Source organism: Exiguobacterium sp. s21, from assembly GCF_018617975.1.
GTDB lineage: Bacteria > Bacillota > Bacilli > Exiguobacteriales > Exiguobacteriaceae > Exiguobacterium > Exiguobacterium mexicanum_A.
Map to the genome: position 1 here is coordinate 1 of NZ_JACSLF010000016.1, position 16556 is coordinate 16556.

At 52.4% G+C, this 16556-nt stretch carries 16 protein-coding genes; 9 read left to right on the forward strand and 7 right to left on the reverse strand.

Going from position 1 to position 16556, the window contains the following annotated elements; genetic code table 11:
* Window positions 1–119: 119 nt before the first annotated feature.
* The gene (locus KNP06_RS14015) at window positions 120–1520 is read right to left on the reverse strand and encodes an MBL fold metallo-hydrolase (RefSeq protein ID WP_034776653.1); all 1401 of its coding nucleotides are present in this window, start codon (window positions 1518–1520) and stop codon (window positions 120–122) included.
* A 69-nt stretch (window positions 1521–1589) separates the two neighbouring features.
* A complete protein-coding gene (locus KNP06_RS14020; RefSeq protein WP_029595926.1) occupies window positions 1590–1886 on the reverse strand; it encodes a rhodanese-like domain-containing protein in 297 nt (98 codons plus the stop codon).
* Between the two features lie 113 nt (window positions 1887–1999).
* On the opposite strand from KNP06_RS14020, the gene KNP06_RS14025 reads away from it, so the two are divergent.
* The 4 genes from KNP06_RS14025 to KNP06_RS14040 all read left to right on the forward strand — a co-directional run bounded on the left by KNP06_RS14025 (window position 2000) and on the right by KNP06_RS14040 (window position 6016).
* Window positions 2000–2371: a rhodanese-like domain-containing protein gene (locus KNP06_RS14025; RefSeq protein WP_235420128.1), complete on the forward strand. Its 372-nt coding sequence runs from the start codon at window positions 2000–2002 to the stop codon at window positions 2369–2371.
* Window positions 2372–2413: 42 nt separating this feature from the next.
* Window positions 2414–3193, forward strand: coding sequence for a sulfite exporter TauE/SafE family protein (locus KNP06_RS14030; RefSeq protein ID WP_214707954.1), 780 nt, complete (start codon window positions 2414–2416; stop codon window positions 3191–3193).
* Between the two features lie 197 nt (window positions 3194–3390).
* Complete coding sequence (locus KNP06_RS14035) at window positions 3391–5298, forward strand: LTA synthase family protein (protein WP_214707956.1); 1908 nt, start codon at window positions 3391–3393, stop codon at window positions 5296–5298.
* Between the two features lie 103 nt (window positions 5299–5401).
* Window positions 5402–6016, forward strand: a complete 615-nt coding sequence (locus tag KNP06_RS14040) for a class I SAM-dependent methyltransferase (protein WP_214707958.1) — start codon at window positions 5402–5404, stop codon at window positions 6014–6016.
* A gap of 19 nt (window positions 6017–6035) precedes the next feature.
* Here KNP06_RS14040 and KNP06_RS14045 read toward each other — a convergent pair whose 3' ends face one another.
* The 4 genes from KNP06_RS14045 to KNP06_RS14060 form a co-directional block, all read right to left on the reverse strand.
* Window positions 6036–6230, reverse strand: a complete 195-nt coding sequence (locus tag KNP06_RS14045) for a hypothetical protein (RefSeq protein ID WP_138859834.1) — start codon at window positions 6228–6230, stop codon at window positions 6036–6038.
* A gap of 106 nt (window positions 6231–6336) precedes the next feature.
* Entirely contained in the window at window positions 6337–6885 is a 549-nt protein-coding gene (locus KNP06_RS14050) for a cysteine hydrolase family protein (protein ID WP_214707960.1), read from the reverse strand.
* Between the two features lie 64 nt (window positions 6886–6949).
* Window positions 6950–7687 carry an ABC transporter permease gene (locus KNP06_RS14055; RefSeq protein WP_034776666.1) on the reverse strand — a complete coding sequence of 246 codons (738 nt, stop codon included), beginning with the start codon at window positions 7685–7687 and terminating at the stop codon, window positions 6950–6952.
* The gene (locus KNP06_RS14060; RefSeq protein ID WP_034776668.1) at window positions 7665–8603 is read right to left on the reverse strand and encodes an ABC transporter ATP-binding protein; all 939 of its coding nucleotides are present in this window, start codon (window positions 8601–8603) and stop codon (window positions 7665–7667) included. The genes KNP06_RS14055 and KNP06_RS14060 overlap by 23 nt, the downstream gene beginning before the upstream one ends.
* A 334-nt stretch (window positions 8604–8937) precedes the next feature.
* Here KNP06_RS14060 and KNP06_RS14065 point away from each other — a divergent pair, with 334 nt between their 5' ends.
* Window positions 8938–11784, forward strand: a complete 2847-nt coding sequence (locus KNP06_RS14065) for a 2-oxoglutarate dehydrogenase E1 component (protein WP_214707964.1) — start codon at window positions 8938–8940, stop codon at window positions 11782–11784.
* Window positions 11785–11802: 18 nt separating this feature from the next.
* Window positions 11803–13080 (forward strand): 2-oxoglutarate dehydrogenase complex dihydrolipoyllysine-residue succinyltransferase, encoded by a 1278-nt coding sequence (gene odhB / locus KNP06_RS14070; protein WP_214789437.1) that lies wholly within the window; start codon window positions 11803–11805, stop codon window positions 13078–13080.
* A 37-nt stretch (window positions 13081–13117) separates the two neighbouring features.
* On the opposite strand, the gene KNP06_RS14075 is transcribed toward odhB, so the two are convergent.
* Window positions 13118–14710 carry a diguanylate cyclase domain-containing protein gene (locus KNP06_RS14075; RefSeq protein WP_214707968.1) on the reverse strand — a complete coding sequence of 531 codons (1593 nt, stop codon included), beginning with the start codon at window positions 14708–14710 and terminating at the stop codon, window positions 13118–13120.
* A 157-nt stretch (window positions 14711–14867) separates the two neighbouring features.
* Between KNP06_RS14075 and KNP06_RS14080 the strand changes: the two genes are divergently transcribed.
* From KNP06_RS14080 to KNP06_RS14090, 3 genes are read left to right on the forward strand one after another with little or no spacing between them, the layout of a single operon-like run.
* Window positions 14868–15539, forward strand: a complete 672-nt coding sequence (locus KNP06_RS14080) for a DsbA family protein (protein WP_214707971.1) — start codon at window positions 14868–14870, stop codon at window positions 15537–15539.
* Entirely contained in the window at window positions 15536–15952 is a 417-nt protein-coding gene (locus KNP06_RS14085; RefSeq protein WP_214707973.1) for a disulfide oxidoreductase, read from the forward strand. Before KNP06_RS14080 ends, KNP06_RS14085 begins: the two co-directional genes overlap by 4 nt.
* 11 nt (window positions 15953–15963) lie before the next feature.
* A complete protein-coding gene (locus KNP06_RS14090; RefSeq protein ID WP_214707974.1) occupies window positions 15964–16551 on the forward strand; it encodes an SCO family protein in 588 nt (195 codons plus the stop codon).
* The last annotated feature ends 5 nt before the right edge of the window (window positions 16552–16556 follow it).

The window sequence follows — 16556 nt, forward strand, 5'->3', positions numbered from 1 at the left end:
ATTCACTCCCAATATGATTTAGTCCAGTGTACACAAAAACCCTGAGCAGTAGACTTTTTTTTAGTGTCTACTACTCAGGGTACAGTTTAGTGGGCGCTTTCTTTGTTTGTAGTATAGCATTAGCCGATTTGTTCTGCATTGAGGACAGTCTTCATTGCGCCATAGCCACCGAGGATGTTTTGGATATCCTTGTAGCCGAGTGATTGAAGCACACTCGCGGCCATTCGTGAACGGACGCCAGATGCACAGTGAACGGCGATTGTTTGATCTGTCGGGAGACCTTCATGGTCGCGTGCCAGTTTACCGAGTAGGATGCGCTCGGCTTTCTCGTAGTGGCTCGCGTTCCATTCTGTCGCATTTCGGACATCGAGGACGAAAACGTCACCTTTTTCTGCCGACTCGATCGCTTGTTCCGCTGTCACATCTGTGTACGTTTCCGTCAACAGTTCTTGACCGAGTTCTTCGACTGGGACGACGAAGCGGAGACGGTCGAGACCGATTGATTGGAGGTCCGTCTGTACTTGATCGACATCTTCCGCGCTCGCGATGAGCGTGATGTCTTTGTCGAAGTTGACGAGCCAGCCGGCCCATGAGACGAACTTCGTGTTGTAAGGGATGTTGATTGTGCCTGGGACGTGACCTTTGGCGAACTCTTCCCCTTTACGCGTATCGACGACTTGTGTTTCCTCGACGAGCGTATCGAGGCGGTCCGAACCGACGACTTCTGGACGAGCGATTTCGTTCGTGACTTGGATGCCTTCTTTGTTCACTTTTTTCATCATCGCGAAGTAGTTCGGCGGTTCTGGTTGGTCCGTCGTCAACTCTTTGATGAACGCGTCTTTGTCTGTCATTTGAAGCGCCCAGTTCGTCGCTTTCTCGTAACCGACCGTCGATGTCGGGATGGCGCCGAGCGCTTTCCCGCAGGCACTTCCGGCACCGTGACCCGGCCAAACTTGAACGAAGTCAGGAAGATCTTTGAACTTCTTGAGCGAGTCGAACATTTGCTCGGCACCGATTGCTGTCGTTCCTTTTACACCGGCTGCTTCTTCGAGCAAGTCAGGACGACCGATATCGCCGACGAAGACGAAGTCGCCTGTGAAGATACCCATTGGTTGTGTTTGGTTTCGGTCGTAGAGCAAGAACGAGATATGTTCTGGCGTGTGCCCTGGTGTATGCATGACTTCGAGTGTGACGTTACCGACTTTGAACGTGTCGCCATCTTTGACGAGTTTTGAGTCGATGTCTTTCGCGAATGCATATTTCCATGACGCGTCGCCTTCGTCTGATAGATAAGCCGTTGAACCGGTACGTTTCGCAAGCTCGAGTGAACCTGAGACGAAGTCGGCGTGGATGTGAGTCTCAGCCGTCGCGACAATCTTCATGCCTTCTTTTTCAGCTTCCTGAAGATAAGGTGTGATGTTACGGGCCGGATCGATGACGACGGCCTCGCCGGTCATTTGGCAACCAACCATATAAGATGCTTGTGCTAATTTTTGATCATAGAAATAACGTAATAACATGTGAAATACCCCCTAAGAATAGTTGACTGTAAACGATTGTCGTTTTTGAAATATATATATAGAAGATTGTTAGACTGTTTCGCCCGTCCAGCTCATCATGCCGCCATCGACGTTGATGACATCGAAGCCGAGTGAATCAAGGTAAGCCGAAGCGTTCATGCTTCGTCCGCCTGCTGCACAGATGACGTGAATCGGTTTCGAACGATCGAGCTCATCGACTTTCGCACCGAATTCAGAGAGTGGCACGTTTTTCGCTTGCTTGATGTGGCCACCTGCAAATTCGTCTGTCTCCCGAACATCAATCAAGTTGAGTGTTTCATCAGATTGAAGCAATGTTTCTAGTTCAGTTGTCGAAATGGTTTTCATGAGTCATTGATCTCCTTTGTGATTGTAGAGTTTTTGAAGTGAGTTTCTTTCGTTGTTTTTAATATACCCCCTGAGGTATACTGAATGCAAGAAAAAGAATCGGAGGTCGAAAATTGAAGAAATTAATGCTGATTTTATCGATTTTGGTGCTAGTGACGATCGGAATCGTCCTTTTCACGTCCAAAGAGACTGGAATCACAAAAATCGACGTGGAAACACTACAAAACAGATTGGAAAACGAAGAAATAACCTTGTTAGACGTCCGAGAAGTAGACGAATACGAGGGGGGGCATATCGAAGGAGCGGTGAACGCACCACTTTCTTCATTAAATGAAACCGAATTGCCTTATCCGAAAGATGAACCGATCTATGTCATCTGCCGGAGCGGAAATCGAAGTGCCCAAGCGGCACAACTGTTGAAAGAACGTGGCTACACTGAAATTTATGATGTCTCGGGCGGCATGATTGCCTGGGAACAAAAATAAAAACTTACTTATTATATAGGGTAGGGAATTGGAGGAATTGATATGGAATTTGGATTTATCATCACCATCTTTTTGATCGGCTTTATCGGGTCGTTCATTTCAGGGATGGTCGGAATTGGCGGATCGATTATTAAATATCCGATGTTGTTGTATATTCCACCGCTCCTCGGCTTCGCGGCGTTCAGCGCCCACGAAGTATCGGGAATCAGCGCGATTCAAGTCTTCTTCGCGACGATCGGTGGAATTTATGCATACCGGAAAGGTGGTTATTTGAACAAACAGCTCATCTTGTATATGGGTGTCGCTGTCTTGATTGGGAGTTTCATCGGCGGCTACGGCTCGACGCTCTTGTCTGAGAACTTGATTAACGTCGTTTATGCCGTGCTCGCGACGATTGCGACAATCATGATGTTCTTACCGAAAAAGAACGTCGAGGATGTTCCGCTCGACCAAGTCACATTCAATAAAGTAATTGCAGCGAGCTCGGCGTTCATCGTCGGGGTGGCAGCAGGAATCGTCGGGGCAGCAGGAGCGTTCATCTTGATGCCGATCATGCTCGTCGTGCTCCGGATTCCGACGAAGATGGCGATCGCGAGTTCGCTCGCCATCACGTTCATCTCGTCAATCGGCTCGACAGCGGGGAAAATCATCACCGATCAAATCGTGTGGGAACCTGCCGTCATCATGATCATCGCGAGTTTGATTGCGGCACCGCTCGGTGCAAACGTCGGTAAGAACATGAAGACGAAGTCACTTCAAATGATTTTGGCGTTACTGATTTTAGCGAGTACAGTAAAAATTTGGATGGACATTATCGGTTAAGCGAATCAATGTTAAATGGCTACTGAGGCGACTTGGTAGCCTTTTTTTGTGTAAAGACTGCAATGGAATTGTTAAGTTTATGTATAGTTGTAAACGTCAATTAGTTGAATCGGGTTCACAAGAACGTTAAAATAGAGGCTATACGTCTAAAAAAGAAAATGAACCTTTCACTTGAATTCCATATAAGGAGTGTTTACATGAATCGCACGAATCAATCGAAAGGAAGAATGGACCGATTCCGCCAAGCGGCGCTCGACTCGTTCAAAACACATCGTCTGTTCTGGATGTTCACCATCTTGTTATGGACGAAGTCGCTGATCGCGTATCAGTTCTTCTTCAACATGCCGGCCGAGAATCTGGTCCAGGCATTCATTCTCATCATCAACCCGCTCAGCTTCACGTTGTTCTTGTTCGCCTTCAGCTTCTTCTTCGGGGGAAATAAGAGGAAGTGGGCGCTGTATAGTCTATATCTCGTCTCCTCGCTCATCTTGTTCGCGGATACGACCTATTACCGTGAGTTCACGGATTTCTTGACCGTACCAGTCCTATTCCAATCGTCGAACATGGAGACGCTCTCGTCGTCATTCCTCTCGCTTCTCGAATGGAAAGACTTGCTCTTGTTAGGGGATCTCGTCGTGCTCCCGTTCCTACTATGGAAAATGAAAGAGACGAGCCAAGCGTCACAGCGCCGCGTCTTGATCACATTTACGGCAGCCGCCGCCATGTTCGGGTTCAACCTCGTCCTTGCGGAAATGGAGCGTCCAGAGTTACTCACGCGCTCGTTCGACCGGGAACTGTTGGTCAAAAACTTAGGAACGTTCAATTTCCACGTCTACGATGCCATGCTTCAAACGAAGACATCGGCCCAAAAGGCGCTCGCAGACGGATCTGAATTGGATGAAGTCGAGAACTTCACACGTCAGAACTATGCGGCTCCAGACCCGGAGATGTTCGGGAAGTATAAAGGCAAAAACGTTGTCGTCGTCTCGTTCGAGTCGGCTCAAAACTTCACGCACAACATGAAAGCGTCGAACGGCGAGTACATCACGCCGAACTTGAACAAACTGATCGAAGAATCCCACTACTGGCCGAACTATTACCATACGACCGGCCAAGGGAAGACGTCAGATGCCGAGTTCGCACTCGATAACTCGCTTTACGGCCTCTCGCGTGGAGGAGTCTACTTCACGAACGCCGATAACGAATACAACGCGTTACCAGAAGTCATCAAAGAAGATAACTACTACTCGGCCGTATTCCACGCCAACAACAAGTCGTTCTGGAACCGCGACCAGATGTATCAAAACATCGGCGTCGACAAGTTCTTTGACGAAGCCAGCTACGACCTCGGGAACCCTGAGGATATGACGGAGTGGGGTCTGCTCGATGATGAGTTCTTCCGCCAATCGGTACCGATGCTCGAAGAGCTGCCAAAACCGTTCTATGCGAAGTTCATCACGCTGACGAACCATTTCCCGTACACGATGCCGAGTGAGAAGCACGAGCTCGTCCCGAAATTTGAGACGAACTCGACGACACTCAACAACTTCCCGCAGGCGCTCGCCTATCAGGATTACGCGCTCGGGTTGTTCATCGATGAGTTGAAGGCGAACGGCATGTGGGATGACACGATCTTCGTCGTCTACGGCGACCATTACGGCATCTCGACGAACCATAACGCCGCCATGGCGGATTTGCTCGGGAAAGACGAGTTGACGCCATACGACGTCGCCAAGCTCCAAGCGGTCCCGTTCGCGATTCATTTGCCGGGACAAGACAAAGGTGAAGTGCACGAGACGATTGGAAGTCATGTCGACATGAACCCGACGATTCAGCACTTGCTTGGAATCGATACGTCAGAACAGGTCGGATTCGGGAACGACTTGTTCTCGAAAGAGCATTATGACCGCGCCATCTTCCGTGATGGGACGGTCGTGACGCAAGACCATCTGTTCACGCAGTCGATGTGCTATGACGCCAAGACTGGCGAAGTCGCAGAAGACGGTGAGGCGTGTACACCACTTGAATCAGAAGCGAACAAAATCCTCGAGATGAACGACCAGCTCATCTATTCAGATTTACTCCGCTTCAAACAAGCTCAATAATGAAGAGAGAAAAGATTGGAAACAGTCTTTTCTCTTTTTTTGTGGTCGTCGCGCCTTAGGAAGACTAAGATGAAAGAAGTGCACATCAGAAAAGGAGAACGAGATGACATTAGATTATACGGGAGAACGGGTCATCCCAGATCGCATGGACCCGCTGAACGGCTTGTTGCTTGAACATATCGCCCGTTACCATTTCGCCCTCTTATACATGAACGGACGCGTCCTCGATTTTGCGAGCGGGAGCGGATACGGCAGTCAATTGATCGCCAAGAACTTGAAAGGGACCGTGACCGAGGTCGTCGCGCTCGACTTGTCAGAAGAGGCGACGCGCTATGCGAAAGGCCGCTATCACCATCCGAACGTGGCCTATGTAGTAGGCGACGTGTTAGACCGGACGTTGCCGGAGAAACTCGGGACGTTCGACTGCATCGTCAGCTTCGAAACGATCGAACACGTGACCGACTATGAGGCGTTCATGGCGAACGTGTGGCAACTCTTGAAGCCAGGGGGCATCTTGGTGTTATCGACGCCATTCGGGCAAGGGGTCGGGCAACCGACGAATGAACTGTTCCATGTCCACCAGTTCACCGAGGCCGAGTTTGAGGAATTATTTACGTCATTCACGTCGACCGAATTTTATTATCAACGAGGTGTGCTCGTCGAACCGAAACGGGGGGCACGCCATTATCCGATCGGGATCACCGTCGCGGTTAAATAAAAAATCCCGATGAACGAGGTCATCGGGTAATGAAATAGTATAACAGGCCGAGCGCCACGAAGGAGATTGGGAACAGGACGATATACGTCCACGACACCATCGACCAACTTTTCTTTTGACTGTAGTCTGATTTGTCTTTCCCGAGTCCGACCATGATGGTGAAGACGAGGGCAATCAAGCAAACGAGTAGCGATAATCCGATTGTGAGATACATATTGTCACATCCTTCTTTGTTTCTTCATATATCAAGCATAGCTGAAAACGTAACGAAAAAGCCTCTGAAATGTTGGGATTCTGTGTCCGACAATCAGAGGCTTTTATCACACCTGGGCATTTTTTATATATGTGTCGGCATCATCGATTGGAATGCCAAGCGCCTCGTGGATGACGATCAAGGCGCTGTCGTTGCGCTTGTCCGTCTCGGCGGCGACACAGTCGCGCGGGACGTGGAGCTCATACTCACGCATATAGCCGTCATTCGCCGAGAACAGGATACAGATATCTGAGGCGACACCGGTCAGGACGAGCGATGTGACGTCAAGTTGACGCAACAAGATGTCGAGCTGTGTCCCGTAAAACGTCGAGTGTCTCGGCTTGATGATGAAGTATTCTTTTTCTTCCGGCGCGATCCGTTTGGCGATGTCCCTGCCTTTCGAAGACTCGACGTGCCGGATGATATCCTCGGTGCTATCTTTCCACTGCCCGAAGTTATCGTTGCAGTAGATGACCGGCCAGTCGTTCTCTTTAAAGTGACGTTTCAGTTTCAAAATCGGGTCGACGATCGGCTCCGTATGTCGAAACAGGTCGTCCCCACCGACGAAGTCGAAGTCGTTAAACAGATCGATGATGAGTAACGCCGTCTTTGGCATCGTGGTCCCTCCATTCAAAGAAGTCTCTGTATAGGAAGTACCACACTCGTTCAGACGTTAATCGTCATTCAGCAAACGTTTTGCTGCGGAACATGAACGCCGTGATGATATAGAAGGCGACGATGTGAATCAAGACGTAGAACGCCGAGAACCAAATCGTCACGTCCATCGTCTCCATGAAACCTGGGCTTTGGTAGTAGATCGACAAGTCCGTGTGTAGGAAGACAATCCATTTGGCGATGGCCGGTTTCCACGCGATGAGAAGACCACCGATCATCGTCGAGACGAAGTTTGCGAGCACGGTGAAGCCGATCACGACCCCGACCGATTTGAAGACGACCGAGAACATGAGCGTCAAGAAGATGACGAACACGCCGCTCGAGACGCTAAGCAGGACATTGCGGAACTGCTCGAGCGTCAACTCCCCGTCGAGCGTCAACGCAAAACCGTACGTGACGGCAAGAATGAACACGAACTGGGCGAGCATGATGAGAAGGGCGGCCACAAGTTTCGACAGTAAAATTCGATCGCGCGAGTAAGGGCTCATGAGCAAATGCTTCAACGTATCAAATTTCAACTCGTTCCCAATCATCTCAGCGGTGAACACGATCGTGAAGATGCCGAGGAACGTCATCGCCGCCATCGTCGCATAGTTGACGAACGTTTCCGCGTCACCTGGGTTGTTGCCGCTCCGGACGATGAAGTACGTTAAGACGATGATCCCAGTGTACATACCGAGTGCGACGAGCGGTTTGATCGTACGTCGCCATTTCATGAACTCATTGGCTAGTAATGAACGCATTGTTCGTGCCTCCTTCTTTTTTCGTCAATTTCAAGAACTGTTCTTCAAGTGTCTCGTGTTTCATCCCGATCTGATAGACGGCGATGTCACGTTCGACGAGATGTTTCAACAAATGCGGGATATCGGTTTCCGGACGCGGGACGATGAACGTCTCAGCTGACTGTTGAATGATTTTCACATCATCAAAAGCGAGTGCCACGACATCGAGCGCTTCGTTCATCTGCTCGCGGCCGACTTTACAGAGGATGACACTTTCCGTCTTAGCCTCACCGTCTCCGCCTTGGACCGACTTGATTTGTCCTTGATCGATGATGGCGAACCGGTCGGTGATCAGTTCCATCTCGCTCAATAAGTGACTTGAGATGAGGATGGCGATGCCGCGGTGGTCGGCTAAATGCCGTAAGTAGTTGCGCAAATCAGCGATGCCTGCTGGGTCGAGACCGTTTGTCGGCTCGTCGAGGATCAATACTTTCGGGTTATGGAGCAGGGCACGGGCGATGCCGAGTCGCTGTTTCATTCCGAGTGAGTATTGTTTCACTTTCATATCGAGCTTTGTCTCAAGTCCGACGAGGGCACCGAGGGCGTTCAAGTCGACTTTCTTTAGACCAGGAATCAAATTCATCGCGTGAATCAGGTTCTCGCGGCCCGTCAAATACGGATAGAAAGCCGGGTTTTCGACGATGGCCCCGATGCGACTGAGCGCTTGTTGGCGTTCTGTCGAGACGTCGAATCCGTCGACGGTCACTTTGCCGTGTGTTGCTGGCATGAGGCCGGTGATAATACGAATCGTCGTCGTCTTCCCGGCGCCGTTCGGTCCGAGGAAGCCAAAGATTTCTCCGGGCGTGACGTCAAAACTGACATTCGTCAGGACGTTCGTCTGGCCCATTTTCTTGTGTACATTTTGTACGGATAACATAGGGTCACCTTGCTTTCGTTTAGAGTATTTTTCAACTGGACACCCCTATATACGGACTGGATTGAAACAAGGTTTCACCTTTTTTTGAAACTGTTGAAACAAAGCGGTGATTTCACAATTAATTGATAAGGAAAACTTATTGAAATAGTATGGACGAATTGTGAATTTGAAAGGGTCTTTCCACAGGGAAAGGTGTAGTATGAAGAGGAGAGAAAGAGGCAAGATTTGGCTCTTTTTGCAGGACGAATCAGATGGATGAACTGCTTCGTGCTTAATGTTAAAATGAAAGCGTTCACACATCGGACGCACAGGAACGGATAGGGGGATTTATTCAATGGGAGAGTCGTCGAACGGTCGCGAAGAAGTGCAAGCATTTTATGGTCCAAACTTAGGCTATATCGTTGAATTGTACGAGCAGTATGTGGAAGACCCAGAATCGGTCGACGCGGAGACGCGTCAATACTTTGACGAACACGGGGCACCGGAAGCGAGCGCACCTGTCGCGCCGGCTGCATCGTTTGATTTAGAGAAAGTCGTGGCAGCGACACGGTTGGTCAATGATATCCGGGCACTCGGCCATAAAGCGGCCGATATCTATCCGCTCAAAGACCACCCGCGCGAACACGGCTTGTTTGCATTTGACCGTTACGGATTGAGTGAGGCCGACCTCGAGCAAGTACCAGCTCACTTGTTGTCGGAAGACGTGCCAAAACCGGGCGCGAACGCGCTCGAACTCGCTCGTCATTTGCTTGACGTCTATACGGGCACGGTTGCCATCGAGCTCCGCCACTTGGACGATATGGAAGAGAAGCGTTGGATTCGCCGCCGCATCGAGCAAGGCGCATTGAAAGCGAAGTACTCGAAGAACGAGAAAATCGAGCTGTTCCAGCGTCTAGCCGAGACAGAGTTGTTCGAGTCGTTCCTTCATAAAACATACGTCGGACAGAAACGCTTCTCGATCGAAGGGCTCGACGCGATGGTGCCGCTCCTTGACGCCATGGTCGGCGGCCTCATCTCGAGCGGGTCAGAACATATCAATATCGGGATGGCCCACCGCGGACGCTTGAACGTACTCGCCCACGTGCTCGGCAAACCGTATGAGATGATTTTTGCCGAGTTCCAGCACGCCCCGAACAAAGAGTTGATCCCATCGGAAGGGTCGATCGGCATCAACTTCGGTTGGTCCGGCGACGTGAAATATCACCTCGGTCTCGACCGCAAAGTGTTAGAAGAGAAGAAAGAGGTCCGCTTGAACCTCGCCAACAACCCGAGTCACCTCGAGTTCGTCGGTTCGGTCGTCGAAGGCTACACGCGCGCCGCGCAGGACGACCGCTCAGAAAAAGGGATGGCAGTCCAACATGACGACAAAGCGGCATCAATCTTGATTCATGGGGACGCCGCATTCCCGGGACAAGGCATTGTCGCCGAGACGCTCAACATGACGAACTTGAAAGGCTATCGGACAGCCGGGACGGTCCACGTCATCGCCAACAACACGATCGGCTTCACGACCGACCCGAGCGACTCGCGCTCGACACGTTATGCGAGCGATATCGCCAAAGGCTATGAGATTCCAGTCTTCCACGTTAATGCCGACGACCCGGAAGCGTGTGTCGCCGTCGCCAAACTGTGCAGCGAGTATCGTGCCAAGTTCCATAAAGACATCCTCGTCGACTTGATCGGTTACCGCCGCTACGGTCATAATGAGATGGATGAGCCGATGAACACGAACCCGGTGCTCTATAAAGCCATCAAAGAACACCAATCGGTCCGTCACGTCTACGCAGATGTGCTCGAAGCGGAAGGTGTCATGTCGAAAGAAGACAAGGCGACGATCGAACAGTCGATTGAGGATCGTCTCAAGTCGGCCCGTGACCTCGTCCCGGCCGAAGAAGAAGATGCCGACATCGTCTTGCCGGAAGCGGTCCATAAAGGATTCCCGTTCGTCGAGACGGGCGTGGAACGTGACGTGCTCCAACAATTGAACGATGAATTGCTCGTCTGGCCGGAAGGCTTCGGCGTGTTCCATAAACTTCAAAAAGTGCTTGACCGTCGCCGTGACGCGTTCGCGGACAATGGGAAAGTCGACTGGGGCCATGCCGAGACGCTCGCCTATGCCTCAATCATCTCGGACGGCACGCCGATCCGCTTGAGCGGGCAAGATTCGGAGCGCGGAACATTCGCGCAGCGTAACATCATGTTGAACGATGTCGAGACAGGCCAGAAGTTCTCGCCGCTCCATCACTTGTCGACGGCGAACGCCTCGTTCTCGGTCCACAACAGCCCGCTCTCAGAAGGCTCGGTACTTGGTTTCGAATACGGATATAACGTGTTCGCCCAAGATACGCTCGTCCTATGGGAAGCACAGTACGGTGACTTCGCCAACTCGGCGCAAGTCATGTTCGACCAGTTCATCTCGGCCGGTCGCGCCAAGTGGGGCCAAAAATCAGGTCTCGTCATGCTGTTGCCGCACGGCTATGAAGGCCAAGGTCCTGAGCATTCGAGCGCCCGCATGGAGCGTTACTTGACGCTCGCTGGAGAGAAAAACTGGACGGTCGCGAATTTGTCGACGGCCGCGCAGTACTTCCACATCTTGCGTCGTCAGGCGAAGATGCTCGGTACAGAACAAGTCCGTCCGATGATCATCATGACACCGAAGAGCCTGCTCCGTCATCCGCTCGCAGCCTCATCGGTCGATGAACTGTCCGACAATAACTTCCGCCCGATCATCGAACAAGTTGGTCTCGGTGAGAATCCGGATCAAGTCGAACGTCTCGTCTTCTGTTCAGGGAAGATGGCAATCGATTTGCAAGAAGCGACGATGAAGTCAGAGGAGTCACTCGACTTCCTGCACATCATCCGTGTCGAAGAAATTTATCCGTTCCCGGTCCGTGAGATCCGTGAATTGATCAGCCGCTATCCGAACGCGAAAGAGATTGTCTGGGTCCAAGAAGAGCCGAAAAACATGGGGGCATGGACGTACATCGAGCCTCGTCTCGAAGCGGTCACATCGAACCGATTGAACGTTCGCTACGTCGGCCGCCGCCGTCGTTCGAGCCCGGCCGAAGGAAATCCGACGGCCCATAAACAAGAACAAGCACGCATCATCCGTGAAGCCATCTCACGTGACGCCGTCTCGGCTGCTGCCGGCACGAGCACATATCAAAAAGATCGTAAATAAGTTAAGGGGGAACTCATTGTGATCGAAATCAAAGTACCGGAATTAGCAGAGTCCATTACGGAAGGAACGGTCGCGTCTTGGCTCAAACAGCCAGGCGACCACGTTGAAAAAGGGGACGCCATCGTCGAACTCGAGACGGACAAAGTCAACATCGAAGTGCCGGCCGATGAGTCGGGCACGCTCGACGAGCAATTGGCGGCCGAAGGGAACACGGTCCAAGTCGGACAAGTGATCGCCCGCCTCAGCTCAGGATCGGGCGGCGGTACGGCTGTCGCGACGAAGACAAAAACGGAAGCGGCGACAGAGACAGCTCCGGCACCGGCCGAGACAAAAACAGAGGAAGTCGGCGAAGCGAAGAAAGTCGAACGCCGTGAAGAGCACGTGGCGAGCCCAGGCAAAGGACCAATCGCGACACCGGCGGCCCGTAAATTGGCCCGTGAGAAAGGCATCGACTTGTCGGCCATCCAAACGAACGACCCGATCGGCCGCATCAACGTCCATGATGTGACGAACCACGAGTCGAAACCGGCACCGGCACAAGCACCACAAGCGCCAAAAGCACCGGCAGCGGCACCGCAACCGGCAGCGAGCGGCAAAGATGAAGAGCGCATCAAAATGACGCGTCGTCGTCAAACGATTGCCAACCGCCTCGTCGAAGTGCAACAGACGGCAGCGATGTTGACGACGTTCAATGAAATCGATATGTCGGCCGTCATGGCGCTCCGCAAACGTCGCCAAGAGAAGTTCGTCAAAGATAACGACGTCAAACTCGGCTTCATGTCGTTCTTCACGAAAGCGGCCGTCGCGGCGCTCAAACGGATGCCATACTTGAACGCAGAGATTCAAGGCAACGAGATCGTCTTGAAGAAATACTATGACATCGGCATCGCCGTGTCGGCTCCGGACGGCCTCGTCGTCCCGGTCGTCCGCGAAGCGGATCGCAAAAACTTCGGTGAGATCGAGAAAGACATCTTGCACCTCGCCGATAAAGCCCGCAACAACAAGCTCGGGTTGAGCGACCTCACAGGTGGCACGTTCACGATCACGAACGGTGGCGTCTTCGGCTCACTCTTGTCGACACCGATCTTGAACGGACCACAAGTCGCCATCCTCGGGATGCACTCGATTCAACTCCGTCCGATTGCTATCGACGCAGAGACGATGGAGAACCGTCCGATGATGTACGTGGCCCTCTCGTATGACCACCGTATCGTCGACGGTCGTGAGGCTGTGACGTTCCTCAAGCACATCAAAGACATGATTGAAGACCCAGAACAATTGTTGTTCGAAGCATAAGCAAAAAATCCATGTCGCGTCGGCGACATGGATTTTTTTATGTGAGCGATTCATCGAGCGTGATTTGATTTTTTCCGTTCGCTTTGGAGCGGTAGAGCGCCTGGTCCGCCCGTTTGATGGCGGCGTGCGGCACCGTTTCTGTCTGCCAGAGCGAGGCGCCGATACTGGCCCCGACGGTTGCCGTCCCGCTTTCAATAGCGATCGGTTTGGACAGGGACGCGATAATGTCTTCGCCGATGCGTGTGATGGAGTGTCCGTTCTGTCCGTTCCGTTCGAACAAGAGGAAGAACTCGTCACCGCTCAAACGGACCGGATAGGACCCATCGAGCGTCACTCGTTTCAATCGCTCGGCAATCTTAATCAAGACGTCATCCCCGACGGCGTGCCCGTATGTATCGTTGATTGCTTTGAAACCGTCGAGATCGATATAGAAACAGACGTATTCGTTCTTTGTCGCCTGGGCTTCGTTCAAATAGTGACGAAGCGCCGTCCGATTGGCGAGCCCGGTCAAGACGTCGCGATGGGCGAGCGACTCGTAATGGACCCGCTCCGTCTCGGATTCGGTGAGTGACGTGACGAGCGATTCTAAGGCGAAAGCGAGCGACTCGATCTCATGAATCCCTGATTGGTGTGGAAACGTCTTCGCTTTGCCTTGTTTCATGAGGGCTGCCGTCTCGGTGATCCGTTTTAGCGGCCGGGTCACGACTGAGGCGAGGAGCCAACCGAGGATGGCCGTCACGAACGAGGCGACGAGGCCGATCGATAAGATGTTCCGCTCGAGTGAGGCAACCGGGGCGAAAGCGACTTCGGCCGGTTGGCGGACGACGACACTCCAGTCGAGGCCGGCGTAATCTTCATACCCTTCCCCGGTGGCGACGCCCGTCAAATAGGATTTCCCGTCCGCCCACGTGTCGACGTGCCATCCGTCGTCTAGTTTCGTCGGGAGCGGTTTCCCGACGAGATGGTCCGGGCCGAGCAACACGGTGTTGTCGCGTCCGCTGACGACGAAGAGGTCGGTATACTCGGACTGATGGTGGAGCGTCCGGTTGAAGTGGCGGAGCACTTCCTTCCCCCATTCCCAACTGAGGTGAGTCGCGAGCACGCCTTGGAAGGCCCCGTCACGGAACAGCGGGACACTGATGTCGACGAACTGAAGGACTTCACCGGTCGGGTTCGGCAACAGCTCCGCGAGCAACACGGCCTCGTGGACATCCCCGATGAACGGCTCATCCTGGGCTTCTAGAAAGACAGGGCGTTCGCTGATTGAAGCGCCTTCTAATATTCCATTCGTCGAAGCGACGACGTTCCCCGCCGCATCGGTCACGCCCATCCATGAGAAAGCGGGGATGTTCGTTTGGACTTGGTCGAGCAGGGCCCGGCTCGAGGCGGGTTCGTTCAAGGCGTCGAGTCCTTGGAGCAATTGGATTTCTTGATAGCGCGACCACATGTAAAAGTCGAGCTTATCGACGAGCTGGTGCGACGTCATCGACAACCGTTCCCCGATCTCTGCTTCGAGCGAGGCGGCGGAGCGTTGGCTGGTCATGTACGTTAGCGTGATGGTGAGCAAAAAGACGAGTGTGGCGATGCTGAGCGCCAAGATCAGGCCGAGGCGCATCGAAAATGATTTCATGAACAAATTCCTCCTACAGTGACAATCTCCACTCTGTTCATCGTCATCTTTTCCGTGACATGAAGCGAAGTTATAAAAAAACAAGGTCGATTTCGTGGAAACAGATAGCGCTTTCGTTATAATGAAAGACGAATCGATACAAATAGAGGTGAGACAAATGAAACAGAATAAACTATTGGTCATCGCGACGCTGCTCGCGGTCGCCCTCGTGGCCGTCGTGGTCGTTCTCTTGAACCGGCCGGCCGAACAAGCGGAGACGGCGGCACCAGTAAAGGCAGAGCATGTGTCGACCGAAGGACAGCCGACGCTCGGAGATGCGGACGCACCCGTCTCGGTCGTCGAGTTCGGGGATTATAAATGCCCGTCTTGTAAACAGTGGGGTGAGACGGTCTATCCGAAGTTGAAGCAAGACTATATCGACACAGGGAAAATCAGTTTCAGCTACATCAACGTCCTGTTCCACGGACAAGAGTCGATTTTGGCATCGCTCGCGTCAGAGTCGGTGTATAAACAAGACCCGGACGCGTTCTGGGATTTCCATAAGGCGCTCTACGACGCGCAACCGGCGAGTCAGCAGCACGACGAGGCATGGGTCACGGTCGAGCGGTTGACAGAGATTGCGAGCGAGACGACATCGGTCGACGTGGCGAAGCTCGAGGACGACTTGAGTGAGAACTCGACGGTGCTCGATCAAGTGAGCCTCGATGACGGGCTCGTCAAAGAGCACGGTGTCCAGTTCACCCCTTCAATCATGATCAACGGCGCCATGCTCGAAGATCCGTTTGACTATGAGACGATTGAACGATTGATTGAGCAAGGCACACCATGAAGCAGTCGTTCTTGACCCGTTATGGTCTCTATCTCGCTTGGCTCGTCGCTCTCACAGCGACGCTCGGCAGTCTTTACTTCAGTGAGATTCGCGAGTTCGTGCCATGTGAGCTTTGCTGGATTCAACGCATCTTCATGTATCCGCTCGTCATCCTGCTCGGCGTTGCCGTGTTCACGGACGACAGGGCGGTGAAGAAGTATGTATTGCCGCTGTCGATGATCGGCGGTCTCGTTTCTTTGTACCACTACTTGGTCCAAAAAGTGCCCGGGTTCGCCGACATCAAACCGTGTGTCGCAGGCGTACCTTGTAACGTGCAGTACATCAATTGGTTCGGGTTCGTGACGATCCCGTTCCTTGCCTTGACGGCATTTACTTTAATCACGCTCCTCGTCTGGCGCGTGAGACGCAATTGACAATGAAGGAGATGGAACGTGTGAAGAAATGGATGCTCATCGGATTGATCAGCTTGATGGCGGTGCTCGCCGCGTGCGGCCAGGAGATTGAAGACCCGCTCAATTGGGAGATCGAGTCGTTCGACTATATGAATCAAAATGAAGAGATGGTTAGTCTGGACGATTTGAAGGGCAAAGTTTGGATGGCCGACTTCGTCTTCACGAGCTGTGAGACGGTCTGTCCACCGATGACGTACAACATGACAAAGCTCAATGAGGCGCTCGTTGAGGAAGGTGTCGAGGACGTCCAGTTCGTGTCGTTCAGCGTCGATCCAACCGTCGACACGCCAGATAAAATCAAAGAATTCATGGCAAACTACGACTTGGCACAGGCTGACTGGCAGTTCTTGACGGGCTACTCGCAGGAGGAGATTGAGGCGTTCGCTCAACAGAACTTCAAGGCGCTCGTTCGTAAACCGGCAGAGGGCACGCAAGTCGATCACGGGACATCCTTCTACCTCGTCGACCAAGATGGGAAGATCATCAAAGTGTATCCCGGTTTCCAAGACGTACCGCTCGAGGATATCGTGAACGATATCAAGATTTTACAAGAATCATGAGACGG